Here is an 18229-nt window from a genome sequence, read left to right on the forward strand (position 1 = left end):
TCTCGATGGTCGGTGACACTTCTCGAGATCAGTCAACATCAGGCAGCTCGCCCGCCTGCGCCATCCACGCCCGCTTCCCAGGTCGGAGATTGCGTCCGAAGAGCACGGCGAGCCCGATCACGACGTACAGGAGCGCGATGAATGGGGCGAGCACGATCGGGAAGGCGGGCAGCGGCACCAGGCTGTAGAAGGCGATCAGCCCGAGCGCTGCCGTGGACACGATGGGGGCGACGATATAGGCCCAGGGGCTGAACTCCTCGGGCCGCGTGCGACGGAAGTAGCGGTACGCCGCGATGTTCATGAGGACGAAGATCGGGATGTACACGAACGTCCCCGTGGTGCCGAACACGTTGAAGAGGTTGTACGGACCGATCGGGATGCCGATCGCGAGGCAGACGAGGAGGGCGAGCGCCGACTGCACATAGACCGCGACGACCGGTGTGCGGTGCCTCGGCTGCACCGTGGCGAGCACGGTCGGGAGCGCGCCGGTCCTGGCCATCCCGTACACGGTGCGGGTCGCGCTGGTGGTGCACGCGATGCACACCCCCAGGCCGGAGTTCACGAGCGCGATGAGCACGATCAGGGACCCGCCGTCGATGACGCGGTCGGCGAGCACGAAGGCCGGGGCCGTCGGCGACCCGGCGAGGGCCTCGAGGTCGTCCACTCCCCAGCCGATCTGCAGCCCCCACGCCGTCACGACGTAGAAGACGCCGATGAGGATGAGCGAGCCGATGATCGCCTTGGGGATGATCCTCTTGGGGTCGCGGGACTCCTCTCCGACCGCGGCAGCGCTCTCGAATCCCGTGAAGGCGAAGATGGACAGCACGACGGCGAGGAAGAAGCCGGAGCCGTTCTCGATGCCTGCCGGGTTGAATCCCTCGAAGCTCACCCCGCCCGGCCCCGGGTTCACGACGCCCCACGCGGCGAGCGCGAGTCCTACGAGCATCTCGAAGATCGTCATGACGACGAGGAACTTGATGGAGATCACGATGCCGCGGTAGGCGCAGGCGAAGCAGACAGCCAGGATGACGACCGCATAGACCCACCAGGGGACGCCGATGCCGTACTTCGCGCTGAGAGCATCCTGCAGGATGGCCCCGGTGAACGAGGCGAGAGCTGCCGGGACGATCGTGACCATGACCGCGTAGAGCCATCCCGTCATGAAGCCGGCCCGCGGCCCGATGCCGTTGGAGACGTAGGTGTAGAACCCACCGGCAGAGGGCAGATGACGCGCGAGACCGCGGAGAGGGATCGCGAGCATCAGGCACAGCGCGAATGCGGCGAGGTAGGTGAGCGGAGCGCTGCCGCCGGCTTGCGAGGTCGTGAAGGCGATCGTGTAGAAGATGCCGAGGGTGGGCGAGATCTGCGCGATCGACTGCATCAAAGTTCCGCCGAGACCGATCGATCCGGTCCGCAGCGTGGACGTCATCGGCGATGCGGCTCGTGCGGTCGCGTCGGCGTGGAGGTCGGACATCGGGTTCTCCTTCGAACTGCCTGGATGGGTGCGAACAGGTGACGTTCGTTAACGTACACACAATATGTTCGTACGCACAAGCAAAATGTTCACTACGAACACGGGATGGACGGCACACCCGCGCGCCTGCATGACGGATTGAACGAAGGTGCAGTCAGCGCATAGACCTTTGGTTAGTAGACTTGGACACAAGTCATCACGTTGACGCGCTCGGAACTTGGCGACCGGATACAAAGTCTCGGCAACCACATGCGAACGCATGCGAAGGTGAGACGTCTCCAACGACGGAGCGAATGCTTCCGGCCGCTCTGGGGATCGGCGATGCGGGATGGGGATCCGGCATCAGGACAGCGTCCGCTCGCCCCCCATACAGTGAAGCGAGATATCGCATCCCCCTCACGGCCCGAACCGTGAGGGGGATCGCTGCGTCCAGAGCCGAAGACGCAGAAAGCCCCCGCCTAGGCGGGGGCTTTCGCTGCGGAGACGAGGGGATTTGAACCCCTGGTCCCCGTGAGGGGACTCCACCTTAGCAGGGTGGTGCACTCGGCCGGACTATGCGACGTCTCCAGGCATCTGACCTCGAGGATCGGATGCACCTAGCCATCGTAACGGATTCCACGCGGACGCACGAACCGGGGTCATGCCCCCTGCGTCGAGGTGCGTGGGCTCGTCGCGGAGTCTCACGCGCCGGTGCGCTTCGACCCGCGCTGCCTCTCTCGACCACTCGGGCTGGTAAGCGCTTACCCGATATGCTGGATCCATGATCCATGACGCGCTGCTCGTCGGAGCCCGCGGGTACGGCGCGGTGCATCTGCGAAACCTCGAGCGGCTCCGCGCTCGCGTCCGCCTCGTCGGCCTGGTCGACCCCTCCGGCGGCCCGCTCGACGGTTACGGTGCGAACGTCCCCGTGTTCCAGGATCTCGTCGGCGCGCTCTCCTCCGGCCTCCGCCCCGACGTCGTGGTGATCGCCACTCCCACAGGGACGCATCTGGATCTCGCGCTGCGCGCGCTGGAAGTCGGAGCCGACGTCTACCTCGAGAAGCCGCCGGTCGCGTCCATGGCGCAGTTCACGACACTGCTCGACGCGCAGGCGAGCACCGGCCGTGCGATCCAGGTCGGCTTCCAGAGCCTCGGCTCGCACGCACTCGCCGAGATCTCCGCGCTGGGCGCGGTGGAGTCCGTCGCCGCCTGGGGCGCCTGGCGCAGGGATGCCGCCTACTGGCACCGATCTCCCTGGGCCGGCCGTCGCACGCTCGACGGCGTCCCGGTGGTGGACGGCGTGCTCACCAACGCCCTGTCGCACGCGGTCGCGACGGCGCTGCGCATCGCGGGGGCACGGCGCGCGGACGATGTGGCACGCATCGAGCTCGAGCTGCACCGGGCGAACGACATCGAGGCCGATGACACCTCAGTCGCGCGGATCACGCTCTGGGACGGACGCCGTGTCACCGCGGCCCTCACGCTCGCCGCGGACCGCGACCACGATCCGCTGATCGAGGTGCGCACGGATGCCGGTGCCGTCGTGCTCTCGTACACCCGTGACGAGCTGGAGCATCCGGACGGCACGACCGTCACGACGGGGCGCATCGACCTGTTCGAGGAACTGCTCGATCACCGCGAAGGCGGAATCCCGCTCTCGTCCCCGCTGGTCGACTCCGGCGCGTTCATGACGGTGCTCGAGGCGGTGCGCACCGCTCAGGCGCCGACGCCGATCCCGGCATCCCGCCTTCTGCGCGTCGACGGCGAGCACGCCGTGGTGTCCGTCACGGACATCGCGGACACGGTCGAGCGCACCGCGCGCGCGGGAGCACTCTTCAGCGAACTCGACGCCGCTCCGGCGGCAGGACACGTCTGAACTCCGGCGACGGCGACGACGGCGACGGACCCTCAGGCCCCCGCGTTCGCGCCGGCGAGCAGCTGCTCGATCTGCTCATGAGTCACGTCGACCCCGGGGAAGCCGATCAGGCGTCCGATGGGGAACGACGCCATCATCTTCTGCATCGCCTCGTCGTTCGGCATCATCGATGCGGCCGAGGAATCGGCCTCGGTGAGCCCGCCCATCAGATCGCCGAGCGCCTGCATGACGATCGGACCGGCGATCGGGTGCGCGACGACATCGCCGATCGACGACGCGAGTGTGAGCGGGAGCGCGACCGTGTCGCCCTCGACCTCGGCCACGACCGAGGAGCGGATGTCGCGGCTCGACGCGGCGACATCGATCGTGTACTCGCCGCCCTCGACGATCCAGCGGTCGACCCGCACGTCCCAGTACGCGAGATCCTCGCGTCGGACCACGAGCTTGACCGTGCGGGTCTCCCCCGCGTCGAGCGCGACGGACGCGAAGGCCTTGAGCTCCCGCGGCGCTCGCTGCACCGCGGACCGCACCGGCGCCGCATACACCTGCACGATCTCGCGTCCGTCACGGTCGCCGATGTTGGTCACGTCCACGCGCACGCCCAGGTCGCCGTCCTCACGGACGGTCACCTCCGCGTCGCCGTACGAGAACGACGTGTACGACAGACCGTGCCCGAACGGGAAGGTCACGTCGAGGCCTTTCGCGTCGTACCAGCGGTATCCGACGAGGATGCCCTCGCCGTAGCGCACGTGCCCGAACTCCCCGGGGAAGTTGCCGAACGAGGGGTTGTCCTCGAGGCGCACCGGGACGGTCTCCGTGAGCTTGCCCGAGGGATTCACGGCGCCGAAGAGCACGTCGGCCACGGCCCCGCCGCCGGCCTGACCGAGCAGCCACGTCTCGACGATCGCGGGCACGCGGTCGGCGAACGGCAGCGCCACCACGCCCCCGTTCGAGAGCACGACGACGGTCCTCGGGTTCGCGGCGACGACGGCGTCCAGGAGCTCGAGCTGCACAGCGGGGAGGTCGATGTGATCGCGGTCGAAGCCTTCGGACTCCTCCGCGGCGGGCAGGCCCAGGAAGACGACGGCGATCTCGGCCGCGGACGCGGCGTCGACGGCCTCGGCACGGAGGTCGTCGGCGGAACGCCCGGATGCCGCGACGGCGCCGCCTTCCACGGCGAAGCCCGCGGCATACGTCACGTTGTCGCCGCCGATCTCCGTGAGGGCGTCGAGTGCGGCGTCGACGCGGGTGGGGTTGATGAGCGACGACCCCGCACCCTGGAAGCGCGGCTCGGTCGCGAAGGCGCCGATCACTGCGATCCTCTGCTCCCGGGCGAGAGGGAGGATGGCGTCCTCGTTCTTCAGCAGCACGATCGACCGACTGGCGGCTTCGCGGGCGAGGGCGTGGTGCGCGTCGACGTCGAGAGGACCCTCGACCGCGGGACGTTCTCCCGCCTTGCGCGCCAGATCGATCACCCGTGCGGCGGCCGTATCGAGGACGCTCTCGGCGAGGTCGCCGGCCTGCACCGCTGCGACGAGCTGAGCATCCGTTCGCCCACCCGACGACGGCATCTCGAGATCGAGGCCCGCGGCGACGCCCGCCACGCGGTCGTTCACGGCGCCCCAGTCCGAGACGACGAGTCCTTCGAAGCCCCAGTCGTCGCGGAGCACCTGCGTGAGCAGCCACGGGTCCTCCGAGGCGTACACGCCATTGATGCGGTTGTACGAGCACATGACCGTCCACGGCTGCGCGTCGGTCACGACCCGTTCGAATCCGCGGAGGTAGATCTCGTGCAGCGGGCGCGGATCGACGTCGGAGCTCGCGCGCATGCGATCGAACTCCTGGTTGTTCGCGGCGAAGTGCTTGAGAGAGGTGCCGACGCCCTGTGACTGCACTCCGCGGACCGCGGCAGCGCCGAGCACCCCGGAGACGAGCGGGTCCTCGGAGAAGTACTCGAAGTTGCGGCCGCACAAGGGTGAGCGCTTGATGTTGATGCCGGGGCCGAGCACGACCGCGACGTCCTCGATCGCGGCCTCGACGCCGATCGCCGCTCCGACACGTTCGAGCAGATCAGGGTCGAAGGACGAGCCGATGCCAACCGCGGGCGGGAAGCAGGTGGCCGGCACACTGCTGGCGAGGCCGAGGTGGTCGGTGCCTCCGGCCTGCTTGCGGAGCCCGTGCGGGCCGTCGGTCATCATGATCGACGGGAGGCCCACCCGATCGATGGCCTTGGTGGTCCAGAAGTCCGCGCCGCTCGTCAGAGAGGCCTTCTCCTCGAGGGTGAGGTCGGATGCCGAGATCTCGGTCATGGTGGTCCTTTCGCAGTCGACGGCGGCGTCGTTGCGAAAACTATATGTCAGTCAGTATTGGAATTCAAACAGTGTTCAGGTTTAGGGTCGAGGGCATGGCACGACGAGGTTCATACGCGAAAGGGGTCGCCCGACGCGAGGAGATCCTCCAGAGCGCGCTCGACGTCATCGGCCGATCCGGCTACCGGAACGCCTCCCTCAAGCAGATCGCCGAGGGCGTGGGCGTCACGCCGGCCGCCCTCCTCCACTACTTCGGCTCGAAGGAGGAGCTGTTCACGGCCGTGCTCCGCGCGCGCGACGAGCGCGATCAGCTGAGCCCCCGACTCGTCGATCCGCTCCAGGCCAAAGCGGCCTTCCTCGACGTCGTCCGCCACAATGCCGAGGTGCCGGGCGTCGTGGAGCTCTTCTCACGCCTGTCCGTCGATGCCGGCGATCCCGACCACCCCGCGCACGAGTACTTCCTGGAGCGCAGCGAGCGCCTGCGCGGCACGATCGCGGAGGCATTCGACGCCGACGTGGAGCGTCGCGCCACCCTCGACCCCGACACAATGGGCCGTGTGATCCAGGCCGTCGCCGACGGGCTCCAGCTGCAGTGGATGATCGACCCGAGCGTCGACATGCCGGGTGTCCTCGCGGCACTCCTCGACGTGCTCTACCCGAGCGCGTCCGACTCCTGACGTTCAGCGCCGACCCAGGGTCCTGAGGCTCTCGCCCGCGCCCCGGGCCACGGCGTCAGCGGACGTTGCCGTTGGAGCAGGTCTGCTGAGCCGCGGAGTTGCCCTTGATCGAGTCGGGAAGGGCCACGACGTTGGTCGGCTCCTCGGTGGCCGGCGGTGTCGCCCCGGCATCCGGAACCGTGCCGTCGGCGGGAGTCTCGGGCACCGGGTCGGTGACGACCACACCGTCGTTCGAGGTGTTCTCGTGCGTGACCTGCAGCTGGGCGTTCTGATTGATCGCGTCCCACATCGCCTGAGCCGCGGCCTTGTTCGGCACCACCTTGTTGGGGTTGTCCGAATCCGTGCCCGTCGGGTATTGCAGGAAGACGATGTCCTCGAAGGGGACCGACTTGACCGCCAGAGCGATCTGCACGATCTTCATCGGGTCCGCGAGCGAGGTGCTGGCCTCGAGGTTGCTCAGCCCCGTGTTGGCGAGCTTGAGCATCACCGGCACGTTGCCGAGAGTGTCGCTGCTGATGAGCTTGCGCACCAGGCTAGACATGTACTGCTGCTGGTTGCCGATGCGTCCGAGGTCGCTGCCGTCGCCGACGCCATGGCGGGTCCGGAGGAACTGCAGCGCTTCCAGGCCCTGGACGGTGTGCGTGCCCGCGGTCATGTCCAAACCTGTGTACCGGTCCTTAATCGGGTTCGCCAGGCAGACGTCGACGCCGCCGATCGCGTTCGTGATCTCGATCACGCCGCCGAACGTCACCGACGCGGCGAACTGGATCTCCTGGCCGGTGAGCTTCGTGACCGTCTTCGCCACGCAGTTGAGCCCGCCATCCGTGTACGCGGTGTTGAGCGGCTGCTTGCTCATGGCCGAGTGGACGTTGCCTTCGGCATCCTCGCACTCCGGGATCGGGATCATCAGGTCGCGGGGGAAGCTGACGACCGTGATGCGACGCGGCTCCTCGGACACGTGGACGAGCAGGTTGACGTCGTTGAGCGTCCCTTCCGCATCCGCGCCGGAGCACCGCTCACCGAAGTAATGCGCGTATGCCTCTTCGCACGTGTCGACGCCGGTGAGGAGGAGGTTGAACCCGCCCTTGTACTCGCCGATGTCCGGCGGCAGCTCCTCGGTACCCTCGAGCTCGACCGCGTTCGCCGTGACCGTGCTGGACAGGTCGTACACGACATACGCGGCGACCCCGATACCGCTCACCAGCACGACCGCGAGGCCGATGGCGATGAACTTGAGGAGCTGGCTGACGGCACCCGGGGTGCGCTGCTGACCGTGGCGTGCGATGGTACGACGGCGTCGGGTGCTGGGACTCACTCGGGGCCTTTCGGTTCAGCGTCTCGGTGCGGGGGCACCGTGCTCGGAAGCGGAGGGTGTGGGATTCGAACCCACGAGACATCTCTGCCCACTGGTTTTCAAGACCAGCTCCATCGGCCGCTCGGACAACCCTCCCGACGGATGCATCCGCCGACAAGCCGTGAGTCTAGCCGAGTTCTATTCTCCCGCGCTGACCTGGGCGGCTGCTGGAAGCGTGTTCAGCGCGTCGGCGAGCCCGCCGTCCTCCACGTCTCCTGTGATCTCGCCGGCGACAGCCCTGACCTCGACCGGCGCCTGCCCCATTGCGACCGCACGTCCGCCCAGCTTTCCGGCCCACTCGAACATCCCGATGTCATTGCGCCCATCACCCGCCACCAGGATCTGCGGTCCCTCGAAGCCGAGTTCGGTGCGCACCCGCTCGAGAGCCGTGCCCTTGTCGACGCCCTGCGGGGCGATGTCGAGCCACGCGGTCCAGCCGATCGCGTACGAGACCTCGTTGAGACCTGCGTCGGCGACGAGACGGTGGAAGTCCTCTTCGTCGTGACCGGGCGACACGACGACCACGCGCGAGACGGGCTCGGCGACGAGCTCCTCGAAGCCGACCTGACGTCCGCCATCGAGCGTCCAGTCGTCGAGATGCTCGGTGTAGAGGCGCTGGCCGGATGCGAGCTCGACCATGTACCGCGCCTCGGGCAGGCGAGCGTGCAGCAGCGCCAGCACGGGAGCCGCGTCGAAGGTCTCGATGTGCCAGCGCTCCCATCCGTCGTCCGTGCGGCGCATCGTGACAGCGCCGTTGGAGCACACCACATACCGCGGAGTCAGTTCAAGCAGTTCCACGTACCGCTGCGTAGCCGACCAGCTGCGACCCGTCGCGATGGTCACCTCATGACCCGCATCCCGCAGCCGCGCGACAGCCTCGGGCACGCCAGGGCTCATCGTCTCGTCCTGCAGGAGGATCGTGCCGTCGACGTCGAGGCCGATGAGCCACGCGGTCACGCTGTGGGCTCCAGCACCTCGAGGCCACCCAGATAGGGACGAAGCACCTCCGGCACGCGCACCGAGCCGTCGGCCTGCTGGTGGGTCTCGAGCAGCGCCACGATCCATCGGGTCGTCGCGAGGGTGCCGTTGAGCGTGGCGACGGGCTGCGTCTTGGCTGACTGGCCCTCCAGAGCCTCGGGCCGGTGCCGGACGTCGAGGCGCCGAGCCTGGTAGGTCGTGCAGTTGGAGGTCGAGGTGAGCTCGCGGAACGCGCCCTGCGTCGGCACCCAGGCCTCGATGTCGTACTTGCGGGCCGCGCTCGAGCCGAGGTCTCCGGCCGCCACATCGATCACGCGATACGACAGTCCGAGCGAGGTCAGCATCTCCTCCTGCAGCGCCACGAGGCGCAGGTGCTCAGCCTCCGCGTCCTCCGGCGTCGTGTACACGAACATCTCGAGCTTGTTGAACTGGTGCACGCGGATGATGCCGCGGGTGTCCTTGCCGTGCGAACCGGCCTCACGGCGGTAGCACGTCGACCACCCGGCGTAGCGCAGAGCGCCCTTTCCAAGGTCGACGATCTCGTCCTTGTGATACCCGGCGAGCGCGACCTCGCTCGTGCCGACGAGGTAGAGGTCGTCCTCCTTATCGAGGTGATAGACCTCGTCGGCATGCTCGCCGAGGAAGCCCGTACCCTGCATGATCTCGGGCCGCACCAGCGTGGGGGTGATGAGCGGCACGAAGCCGTTCTGCAGCGCCTTGTCGAGAGCGAGGTTCATGAGTGCGATCTCGAGCCGCGCACCGATGCCGCGGAGGAAGTAGAACCGGGCGCCCGACACCTTCGCACCGCGCTCCATGTCGATCGCGCCGAGGATCTCGCCGATCTCCAGGTGGTCGCGCGGCTCGAAGTCGAATGCGGGCACCTCGCCCACGCGGCGAAGCTCGACGAAGTCGGCCTCGCCGCCGGCAGGGACCCCGTCGATCACGACGTTCTCGATCCGGGCCAGCGCATCCGCCGCCCTCTCAGACGCCTCGTTCGAGACCTGCTGCGCCTGCTTGACCCGGTCGGCGAGATCCTTGGCCTGCGCCACGAGCGCGGCCTTCTCGTCCTTGGGCGCCTTCGCGACCAGCTTGCCGAACGCATTCTGCTCGGCCCGCAGCTCCTCGAACGCGGCGAGGGCCGCTCGGCGCGATCGGTCCGCCTCGATCGCGGCGTCGACGGTGCCCTGGTCGTTACCACGGGCAGCCTGCGAACGGCGGACGATCTCCGGATTGTCGCGGAGGAGTGCGAGGTCGATCATCCACCAAGTCTATGCGTCGCCCCCTCCCGTCCTGCGCGCTGATCGGCCGGGTGCCGCACGACGGATCGCCCCCGCGGTCGGGGCTAGAGTAGCGCCATGACGAAGAGCGCCCCCGCCCGACGCCAGGCGGCGCTCGTCTACAACCCCATCAAGGTCGACGAGAAGGATCTGCGCGCGCGAGTGCGATCGCTCTCAAAGGAGGCCGGCTGGGAGCATCCGGCCTTCTACACGACCACCCTGGAGGATGCCGGACAGCGGGCGACCGCGCAGGCGCTCGAGCGAGGTGTCGACGTCGTGCTCGTCGCGGGCGGCGACGGAACGGTGCGCGCGGTCTCTGAGGCGATAGCGAACACGGGCGTGCCGCTCGCGATCCTGCCCAGCGGCACGGGCAACCTCCTCGCCCGCAACCTCGGTCTGCCCCTCGCCGGACCCGACGCCATGATCCGCGCGGCTCTGGGGGACTTCCGCCATGCGATCGACATCGGCTGGGCACATCTCACCCGGGAGGACGGCGACGACGAGGAGGAGCATGCCTTCGTGGTGCTCGCGGGCATCGGACTCGACGCGGACATGATCGCGAACACCCGCCCCGATCTCAAGCGCTCGGTGGGCTGGATCGCCTACGTCGACGGTGCGGCCCGGTCGCTCGTGACGGCCGAGCCGTTCCGTGCGGTGTTCCAGATCGACGACGGCCGCCTGCACACGACCAAGGTGCACAGCATCCTGTTCGCGAACTGCGGGACGCTGCCCGCGGGCATCGCCCTGATCCCCGACGCGTCGATCACGGATGCCACGCTCGACGTCGCGGTGATCCAGCCGACAGGTGTGCTCGGCTGGCTCGGCGTGTGGCGCAAGATCTGGTGGGACAACTCCGTGCTCCGGCGTTTCCGCGCCGGCCGACGCGTGCTCGACAGGCGAGGCAAGGACGCCTCGGTCCACTACTTCCGCGGGACGGCCGCCGAGGCCGCGGCGACCAAGCCGATCCCGATCGAGCTCGACGGAGACGAGTTCGGCACGGCCGTGCGCATCACCTGCCGTGTCGACCCCTCGGCCCTGGTGCTGGCTCTGCCTGCGGGGCACCCCGTGTCGTCGCTCTGATCAGCCCCGGATCGCGACCGTGCCGTCGAGGCCACCCCCGACGAGCGTGAGCGTGGCGTCGTCGCCCGGCGCATCGTCTCCGAAGGCCAGGAGCGTCGCCCGCGGAGCCATGTCCATGGTGCACATCCGGGTGTCGTCCGTCGTGAACGTGGCCGTGAGGGTTGCGGCGTCCACGCTCTCCACGATCGGCGGGCAGCTCGAGGAGCCCCAGGTGAGGAGGACCAGCGAACCGTCGCCGACCCAGCCCGCCGACGGCAGGAACTCGCTCATCGATCCGGGCATGCCCGTCGCCGCGGCGTCGCCGTCGAGATCCACGTCGTCCGAGACGTCGCCGTAGGTGACCTGGAGCGTGATGTCCTGCGTCGGATCGACGCCTTCGGGCAGCGCGCCGACGCTCGCGCGCTGCTGCATGTCCATCGTGCAGGCGGCATCCGGGTCCGCGTCGACGAGCGTCACCGTGACCGTCTGGCCGTCCGCCGTCACCTCGTCGACCTGCGGGATGCACGTCGACGAACCCCACGTCACGACCGCGAACATGCGACCTTCGTCGAGCAGCGCTCCCTCCATGTCGTCGAAGTCGTCGGAGCCGTCCGTGGTGCCGGCCGACGACCCGGGCGCGCTCGTCGCCGCTGTGCTGCCCGGACCCGCAGCGCATCCGGCGAACAGGAGGGCGGCGGCGAGGACCGAGAGGGCGCCGACGGCGCGAGACGTGGAGGTCATGACCTCAGGGTACCGGTGGCGATATCACGGCGGGAGGGCGTTCGCGGGGAGTCGCCTACTGCAGCGCGGACGTCAATCGGGCGAGATTGTCGAGCACGGTCGAGCGCAGCGGCTGCTGCATCCACTCCTCGAGCGTGAGCTCGCGGCTGAGGGAACGGTACTGGTCCTCCACGACGCGCATCTCGCCCACGAACTCCTCGCCGCGCACGAGCATCGACACCTCGAGGTTGAGACCGAAGGAGCGCATGTCCATGTTGCTCGATCCGATCACCGCGACCTGGTCGTCGATCGTGAGGCTCTTGGTGTGCAGGATGTACGGCTTGCGGTACATCCAGATGCGCACCCCCGCCTTGAGCAGCACCTCGTAGTAGCTGCGCTGGGCGTGGTAGACCATGGCCTGGTCGCCCTCCTCCGAGACGAACAGCTCGACCTGGACGCCGCGGTCCACGGCCGCCGTGACGGCGAGCAGCAGGGCCTCGTCCGGCACGAAGTACGGACTCACGATCATGATCTTGTGCTTGGCCGCATAGAGCAGGCCGAGGAACAGCCGGAGGTTGTTCTCGACCTCGAAACCCGGCCCGGACGGCACCACTTGGCAGTCGAGGTCTCCGGATCCGGCCTCGGCGTGCGAGATGTCGATCTCCTGCAGGACCTCGTCGGTCTCGCTGTACCAGTCGCTCAGGAAGATCGCGTTGACGCTGAGCACGACCGGTCCGTCGACGCGGACCATGAGGTCGACCCAGTGCAGGCCGCGCTTGATGTTCTTCGGGAGGTTGTACGTCGAGTCCGTGACGTTCTGCGAGCCGACGAACGCGACGACGCCGTCGACCACGAGCAGCTTGCGGTGGTTGCGAAGATCCGGACGCTGCATGCGTCCCTTGAGCGGCTGCACCGGGAGCATGAGGTGCCAGTCGGCGTCCATGCGATTGAGTCGTGAGACGGTCGCGCGATATCGCGGCTTCCACCGGTTGGCCCAGTGGTCGAGGAGCACCCGGACGTGAACGCCTCGGGCGGCCACCTCTTCCAGCGCACGGAAGAAGTTGTCGGTCGACGAGTCCGACTGCAGGATGTAGAACTCCACGTGCACGTAGTCCTGCGCGGTGCGGATGGCCTCGGCCATCTCGTCGAGCGATTCCTGGTACCCGCTGATCAGGTGCGCCCCGTTGTCGCCCGAGATCGGCAGCGCACCGAGACGGTGGTTCATCTCGACCAGGGGCGGGAACCAGCTCGGCGCGTCCGGCCGCAGGGTGCCGAAGTGCAGGTGCTCGCTCGTCTCCGCGATGTACTCGTTGATCTGGTCCTGCTTGCGTCGCCGGGCGCGCGGCAGGCGCGGGTTCCCGATCAGCAGGAACAGGAACACCCCCACGAAGGGGATGAAGAACACCGCGAGCAGCCATGCCATCGCAGCGGTGGGCTTGCGATTCCGTGGGATCACGATGATGGCCGTGATGCGGATCGAGAGGTCGAGCACCACGAGGAACCCGGTGATCCACCAGCCCCAGGTCTCCGTCGTCATCGCGTCCCTCTCCGCCGGCAACGGCGATCGCCGGGAGTCGGCGTCCGCCCCGGCAGCTTGGCTACACAGTAGCCGATGGCACCGACGTCGCTCAGGAACGGGGCGGCAGGCCGCGCGCTGCGCGCTCTTCGGCCTCGATACGGGCGTGGACCTTGCGCTCCGTGCGGTCGAATCGCAGGATGCTGCGGATCACGAAGAAGAACACCACGCTCACGCCGATGGTCGGCAGGATCGACCAGGCGACGGCGAGCCAGAAGTTCTCCATGCTTCCATGGTACGCGAGCGACTCCCCCTCCACATTCGCCCGTTCCCAGGGATTCCGGCGTCTGCCTGTGGAAACGCGACGACGGGGCGACCGACACGACGACACTCGCGGGATGACTACCGTTCTCCGTGCCTCCGGCTCCGCCGAGTTCCTCGGCATCGTCCCGTCCCTCGTGGGCTTCACGCCCGTCGAGAGCCTCGTGCTGCTGCCCTTCCACGCCTCGCGCACCACCGGCGCCATGCGCCTCGACCTCCCGCGCGACGAAGTCGAACTGGACGAGTACGCCGACACCGCGATCGCGCTCGTCGCCAGAGTGGATCGGACGGATGCCGTCGCCGTGGTCGTCTACACCGACGACGAGCCGGTCCGTACGCCCGACGGCATCGTGCTCCCGTTCGCCGTCGAGGTGGAGGCGGTGCTCGGGTGCGCGATCGACGCCGGACTCCGCATCGTCGACGCCCTGTGCGTGACACCGTCCGGCTGGGCGGGCTACCTCGACGAGGAGCCGGAGCTCGGCGATCTCGACGACCTCGACGGCGTCGCGATGCCGGACATGGGCGACTTCTCCGGCGATCAGGTCTCGGGCGTCGGGTTGCCGACGGTCGATCTCGCCCGCAGCGAGAGGGTGGGCAGGACCCTGCGCGACATCACCGCCATGATCGACGGGGCAGGCGGCCCGGAGCTCCGCGACGCCGACCCGCAGACGATCGGGGCAGTCCTGCTGTTGAAGGACGTCCCGGCCCTCTTCGAGTCCGTCCTCGCGGCCCCCGAGGATCTCCCTGCCCATGCCGTCGCGGCGCTGCTGTGGTGCCTCGACAGGCCGCTTTTCCGCGACGTCGCCCTGACCCAGTGGGGTTCCGACCTGGCCGGCGGGCTCCGCACGCTGGACGCCCAGCTCGCGTTCGCGGCCTCTGGTGCCCGCATCCCCGACGACATCGGCGACGTGTTCCTGGGGCGGGGCCCGCAGCCCGACACCGAGCGGCTGCGGCGAGCGCTCCTGGTCGCACGCTCGGCGGCGGCCGCGGCCCCGCGGGCATCCCGTCCGGCACCGCTCACGGCCGCCGCGTGGCTGTCGTGGGCGCTGGGCCGCTCCAGTCACGCCGCGTGCTACCTCGAACTCGTCCGGGACATCGATCCGCGTTACGGACTCGCCGAGCTCCTCGACTCCATGATGAGCGTCGCCGTGCTCCCCGAATGGGCGTTCCGCCGTGCGACTACTTGACCAGCGGGAAGAGGATCGTCTCGCGGATGCCGAGTCCCGTGATCGCCATGAGCAGGCGGTCGATCCCCATCCCCATGCCTCCGGACGGCGGCATGCCGTGCTCGAGAGCACGCAGGAACTCCTCGTCGACGGGCATCGCCTCGACGTCTCCGCGCGCAGCGAGCTTCGCCTGCTCGACGAAGCGCTCGCGCTGGATGACGGGGTCGACGAGCTCGGAGTATCCGGTCGCGAGCTCGAAACCGCGGATGTACAGGTCCCACTTCTCCACGACGCCCGCGATCGAGCGGTGCTCGCGTACGAGCGGCGAGGTGTCGACGGGGAAGTCCATCACGAACGTCGGGCGCACGAGGCCGGGCTTGACGAAGTGCTCCCACAGCTCCTCGACGAGTTTGCCGTGCGTGGCCTGCGCCGGCAGGTCGACGTCGTTCTCCTCCGCGAACGCGATGAGGTCCTCGACCGAGTCCTCCGGCGTGACCGCGCGACCGGAGGCCGCGGACAGGGAGTCGTACATCGAGATGCGATCCCACTCGCCGCCCAGGTCGTACTCCGTGCCGTCGGCCCACGTGACCGTCGTCGACCCGGCGACCGCGATCGCGGCCTGCTGCACGAGCTCCTGGGTCAGCTGCGCCATCTGTTGGTAGTCGCCGTAGGCCTGGTACGCCTCGAGCATCGCGAACTCGGGGCTGTGCGTCGAGTCGGCTCCCTCGTTGCGGAAGTTGCGGTTGATCTCGAACACGCGCTCGATCCCGCCCACGACCGCGCGCTTGAGGTAGAGCTCCGGTGCGATCCGCAGGTAGAGCTCCGTGTCGAAGGCGTTGGAGTGCGTCACGAACGGCCGCGCCGATGCGCCACCGTGCTGCACCTGCAGCATCGGGGTCTCGACCTCGAGGTAGTCGTGGGCGCCGAACGTCGCGCGGAGGCTCGCGTTCACCGCGGCGCGGGCGCGCACGGTCGTGCGGGCCTGCTCACGCACGATGAGGTCGAGGTAGCGGCTGCGCACTCGTCCCTCCTCGCTGAGCTCCGAGTAGGCGTTCGGGAGCGGCAGGATGGCCTTCGCCGCGATGGCCCAGTCATCGGCCATGATCGACAGCTCGCCGCGGCGACTCGAGATGACCTCGCCGTGCACGAAGACGTGGTCTCCGAGGTCGACGTACTCCTTCCAGTCGGCCAGCGAGCCCTCGCCGACGTTCGCGAGGGAGATCATCGCCTGGATGCGGGAGCCGTCGCCCGCCTGCAGCGTCGCGAAGCACAGCTTGCCGGTGTTGCGGCTGAACACCACGCGGCCGGCCACGCCGACGACGACACCCGTCTCGGCCCCCGCCTCAAGTTCTCCGTACTCCGCGCGCACGGCAGGGATGCCGTGGGTCACCGGCACAGCGACGGGGAACGCCCCGCCGCCGGCATCCGTCCGCTTGGCGATCAGCCGCTCGCGCTTGGCGAGGCGCACGGCCTTCTGCTCGTGGACGTCCTCTTCGGCGGCGTCGGTGGGCTGCTCGGGCGCGGCGGACGCGTCAGTCATTCGGGGCTCCTTGGAAAGTCGCCTCCAGTCTACCGAGCGCGCGGGAGCCGCCCTGCGGGTCCCGATCGAGACTCCCCGCCCTGGACTCTCGCCGCGGGAAGGCGACTCTGTAGCCTCGAAGCATGGCAGCCCTCCGACTCGCCCCTGCACTCGCATCGATCGGCATCGCGCTCGCCGCCGTCACTCCGGCGATCGGCGGCGTTCCGGAATCGGCGAGCGCCGTCGCGGCGGACGCCGATTCCGACGCGAACGACTTCTCCTATGCATCCTGGGACGCGCGCTATGACATCGGCCTCGACGACGAGGGTCGCGCGCTCATGCGGGTGACCGAGACGCTGACCGCGCGCTTCCCGGAGACAGATCAGAATCGCGGGATCGTGCGCGGGGTTCCGACGAGTTACGAGAACGCCTGGGTCGACGCTCGGATCCTGTCGGTCACCGATCAGGAGGGCGCCTCCGTACCCTTCGAGACCGATGAGGACGACGGAGTCCTCTACGTGCTCACCGGCGACGACGACTATGTGCACGGGCTCACCACGTACGTGATCGAGTATGAGATGCGCGACGTCATGCTCGCCGCCGACACCGGTGTGGACGAGTTCTACTGGGACCTCCTACCGCTCGACAGCACCCAGCCGATCGAGCAGTTCCGCGCCGACGTCGTGTTCGACGAGCAGTTGACGAAGCGCCTGACCGGAGACTCCCGCTGCTACATCGGCGTCTCGGGATCGACGGACGAGTGCACACTGTCGAACTCGGCCGACGGCACCACCTTCACGGTCGAAGAGAGCGACCTCTCCCCCGGCGAAGGCGTCACGGTCGCGGTCGGCTTCGCCGGCGGCACCGCGACGCAGCCCACCTCGCGTCAGCCAGACCCCGTGACCGATACGGTGCCGGCCATCGCCGCGGTCGGGGCTGCGGCACTGTCGGTCAGCAGCTGGTTCGGCGTCGGCGCGTTCCGCAGGTCGCGGCGTCGATCGAGCGGGATCGTCGTCGCGCAGTACGACGTGCCCGACTCGATGCCTCCCCTCCTCGCCGCAGCGATCATCCCAGGCGCGCGCACCCCGGTCCCCTCCGAGATCGTGCACCTCGCCGTGCGCGGAACCCTGCGCATCGAAGAGGTCGCAGATGACGAGCAGCCGCGGCTGCGACGGCTTCCGGGCGCGAGGGTGCCCGATCAGCTCGACGCCGAGGCGCTCGATGCCCTGTTCGCGGATGCGGATGCCGAGGGCGTGGTCGAGCTGCCCGCGGACAGCGAGACGTTCGCCGCGCGCATGTCCGCGCTGAGCGCGAGCGGAGTCGCCGCGGCCACGACGCGCGGTCTCACGACCAAGGCGCGGAGCGGAGTGGCTATCGCCCTGCAGTGGTGCGCCATCGCGGTCGCGCTCGCCGGATTCGGCATCGGACTGTTCGGTATCATCTCCGGGCGGGTCACGGCGATCCCCGCGTTCGTCGCGATCGCCTTCGGCCTCTTCCTCGTGCTGCTGTCGAGCTTCTACGGTTTCTCGAAGCACACGGTGCTCACGGCCGACGGTGCGCGGGAGCTCGAATACCTCCTCGGCGTGAAGGAGTTCATCCGCGTCGCCGAGGCCGACCGACTGCGCATGCTGCAGTCGTACACGGGCGCGGAGCGCCGCCAGGACGGCAGCGCGAACGTGATCGTCGTCTACGAGCGGCTGCTCCCCTACGCGATGCTCTTCGGCATGGAGAACGAGTGGGGCGCCGTGCTCGAACGCGCCTACGCGACCGAGCAGCGCGGTGCCACCTGGATCGGCGACCCCGCTTCGCCGTTCGTCTACGGCCACCTCGCCGCGTTGGCGGCCACCTCGAACCAGTCCGCCACGTACACGGCGCCGAGCGCGAGCACCTCCTCGAGCACCGGAGGGTCGTTCGGTGGAGGTTTCTCGGGCGGCGGAGGCGGCGGCGGGTTCTCCGGCGGTCGCTGACCCATGGCATCCCCTCCACCCGCCGGCGGATGAGGTC

Annotated in this window: 14 protein-coding genes and 2 tRNA genes; 5 read left to right on the forward strand and 11 right to left on the reverse strand. The window is 68.8% G+C overall.

Annotated elements, in window-relative coordinates:
* Nucleotides 1-28: 28 nt before the first annotated feature.
* Nucleotides 29-1474: an APC family permease gene (locus AKH00_RS07005; RefSeq protein ID WP_050721906.1), complete on the reverse strand. Its 1446-nt coding sequence runs from the start codon at nucleotides 1472-1474 to the stop codon at nucleotides 29-31.
* Nucleotides 1475-1952: 478 nt separating this feature from the next.
* A tRNA-Ser gene (locus AKH00_RS07010) sits at nucleotides 1953-2041 on the reverse strand.
* 193 nt (nucleotides 2042-2234) lie between these two features.
* Here AKH00_RS07010 and AKH00_RS07015 point away from each other — a divergent pair.
* Entirely contained in the window at nucleotides 2235-3329 is a 1095-nt protein-coding gene (locus tag AKH00_RS07015) for a Gfo/Idh/MocA family protein (RefSeq protein WP_050721907.1), read from the forward strand.
* Between the two features lie 32 nt (nucleotides 3330-3361).
* On the opposite strand, the gene AKH00_RS07020 is transcribed toward AKH00_RS07015, so the two are convergent.
* Nucleotides 3362-5638 (reverse strand): glycoside hydrolase family 3 C-terminal domain-containing protein, encoded by a 2277-nt coding sequence (locus tag AKH00_RS07020; RefSeq protein WP_050721908.1) that lies wholly within the window; start codon nucleotides 5636-5638, stop codon nucleotides 3362-3364.
* Between the two features lie 95 nt (nucleotides 5639-5733).
* Between AKH00_RS07020 and AKH00_RS07025 the strand changes: the two genes are divergently transcribed.
* Nucleotides 5734-6315, forward strand: a complete 582-nt coding sequence (locus AKH00_RS07025) for a TetR/AcrR family transcriptional regulator (RefSeq protein ID WP_050721909.1) — start codon at nucleotides 5734-5736, stop codon at nucleotides 6313-6315.
* A gap of 55 nt (nucleotides 6316-6370) precedes the next feature.
* On the opposite strand, the gene AKH00_RS07030 is transcribed toward AKH00_RS07025, so the two are convergent.
* From AKH00_RS07030 to serS, 4 genes are all read right to left on the reverse strand, one after another.
* Nucleotides 6371-7630: an LCP family protein gene (locus AKH00_RS07030; RefSeq protein WP_050721910.1), complete on the reverse strand. Its 1260-nt coding sequence runs from the start codon at nucleotides 7628-7630 to the stop codon at nucleotides 6371-6373.
* Nucleotides 7631-7680: 50 nt separating this feature from the next.
* Nucleotides 7681-7765: transfer RNA gene (locus AKH00_RS07035), tRNA-Ser, on the reverse strand.
* Nucleotides 7766-7807: 42 nt separating this feature from the next.
* Complete coding sequence (locus AKH00_RS07040; RefSeq protein WP_050721911.1) at nucleotides 7808-8626, reverse strand: HAD family hydrolase; 819 nt, start codon at nucleotides 8624-8626, stop codon at nucleotides 7808-7810.
* Nucleotides 8623-9906, reverse strand: coding sequence for a serine--tRNA ligase (serS, locus tag AKH00_RS07045; protein WP_050721912.1), 1284 nt, complete (start codon nucleotides 9904-9906; stop codon nucleotides 8623-8625). The genes AKH00_RS07040 and serS overlap by 4 nt, the downstream gene beginning before the upstream one ends.
* A 96-nt stretch (nucleotides 9907-10002) precedes the next feature.
* Between serS and AKH00_RS07050 the strand changes: the two genes are divergently transcribed.
* Nucleotides 10003-11004: a diacylglycerol/lipid kinase family protein gene (locus tag AKH00_RS07050; protein WP_050721913.1), complete on the forward strand. Its 1002-nt coding sequence runs from the start codon at nucleotides 10003-10005 to the stop codon at nucleotides 11002-11004.
* Here AKH00_RS07050 and AKH00_RS07055 read toward each other — a convergent pair whose 3' ends face one another.
* The 3 genes from AKH00_RS07055 to AKH00_RS18125 all read right to left on the reverse strand — a co-directional run bounded on the left by AKH00_RS07055 (nucleotide 11005) and on the right by AKH00_RS18125 (nucleotide 13505).
* Nucleotides 11005-11724, reverse strand: coding sequence for a hypothetical protein (locus tag AKH00_RS07055; RefSeq protein WP_050721914.1), 720 nt, complete (start codon nucleotides 11722-11724; stop codon nucleotides 11005-11007). It lies immediately after the preceding gene.
* 55 nt (nucleotides 11725-11779) lie between these two features.
* Nucleotides 11780-13240: a cardiolipin synthase gene (gene cls, locus AKH00_RS07060; protein WP_050721915.1), complete on the reverse strand. Its 1461-nt coding sequence runs from the start codon at nucleotides 13238-13240 to the stop codon at nucleotides 11780-11782.
* Nucleotides 13241-13331: 91 nt separating this feature from the next.
* Nucleotides 13332-13505, reverse strand: coding sequence for a hypothetical protein (locus AKH00_RS18125; protein WP_200903805.1), 174 nt, complete (start codon nucleotides 13503-13505; stop codon nucleotides 13332-13334).
* A 112-nt stretch (nucleotides 13506-13617) separates the two neighbouring features.
* Between AKH00_RS18125 and AKH00_RS07065 the strand changes: the two genes are divergently transcribed.
* The gene (locus AKH00_RS07065) at nucleotides 13618-14727 is read left to right on the forward strand and encodes a DUF4192 family protein (RefSeq protein WP_050721916.1); all 1110 of its coding nucleotides are present in this window, start codon (nucleotides 13618-13620) and stop codon (nucleotides 14725-14727) included.
* Here AKH00_RS07065 and lysS read toward each other — a convergent pair.
* A complete protein-coding gene (gene lysS, locus AKH00_RS07070) occupies nucleotides 14720-16246 on the reverse strand; it encodes a lysine--tRNA ligase (protein ID WP_050721917.1) in 1527 nt (508 codons plus the stop codon). The genes AKH00_RS07065 and lysS overlap by 8 nt on opposite strands.
* 122 nt (nucleotides 16247-16368) lie before the next feature.
* Between lysS and AKH00_RS07075 the strand changes: the two genes are divergently transcribed.
* Nucleotides 16369-18192, forward strand: coding sequence for a DUF2207 domain-containing protein (locus tag AKH00_RS07075; protein ID WP_050721918.1), 1824 nt, complete (start codon nucleotides 16369-16371; stop codon nucleotides 18190-18192).
* Nucleotides 18193-18229: the final 37 nt, after the last annotated feature.

The sequence above is a fragment of the Microbacterium sp. GCS4 genome (assembly GCF_001262495.1).
Taxonomy (GTDB): Bacteria; Actinomycetota; Actinomycetes; order Actinomycetales; family Microbacteriaceae; genus Microbacterium.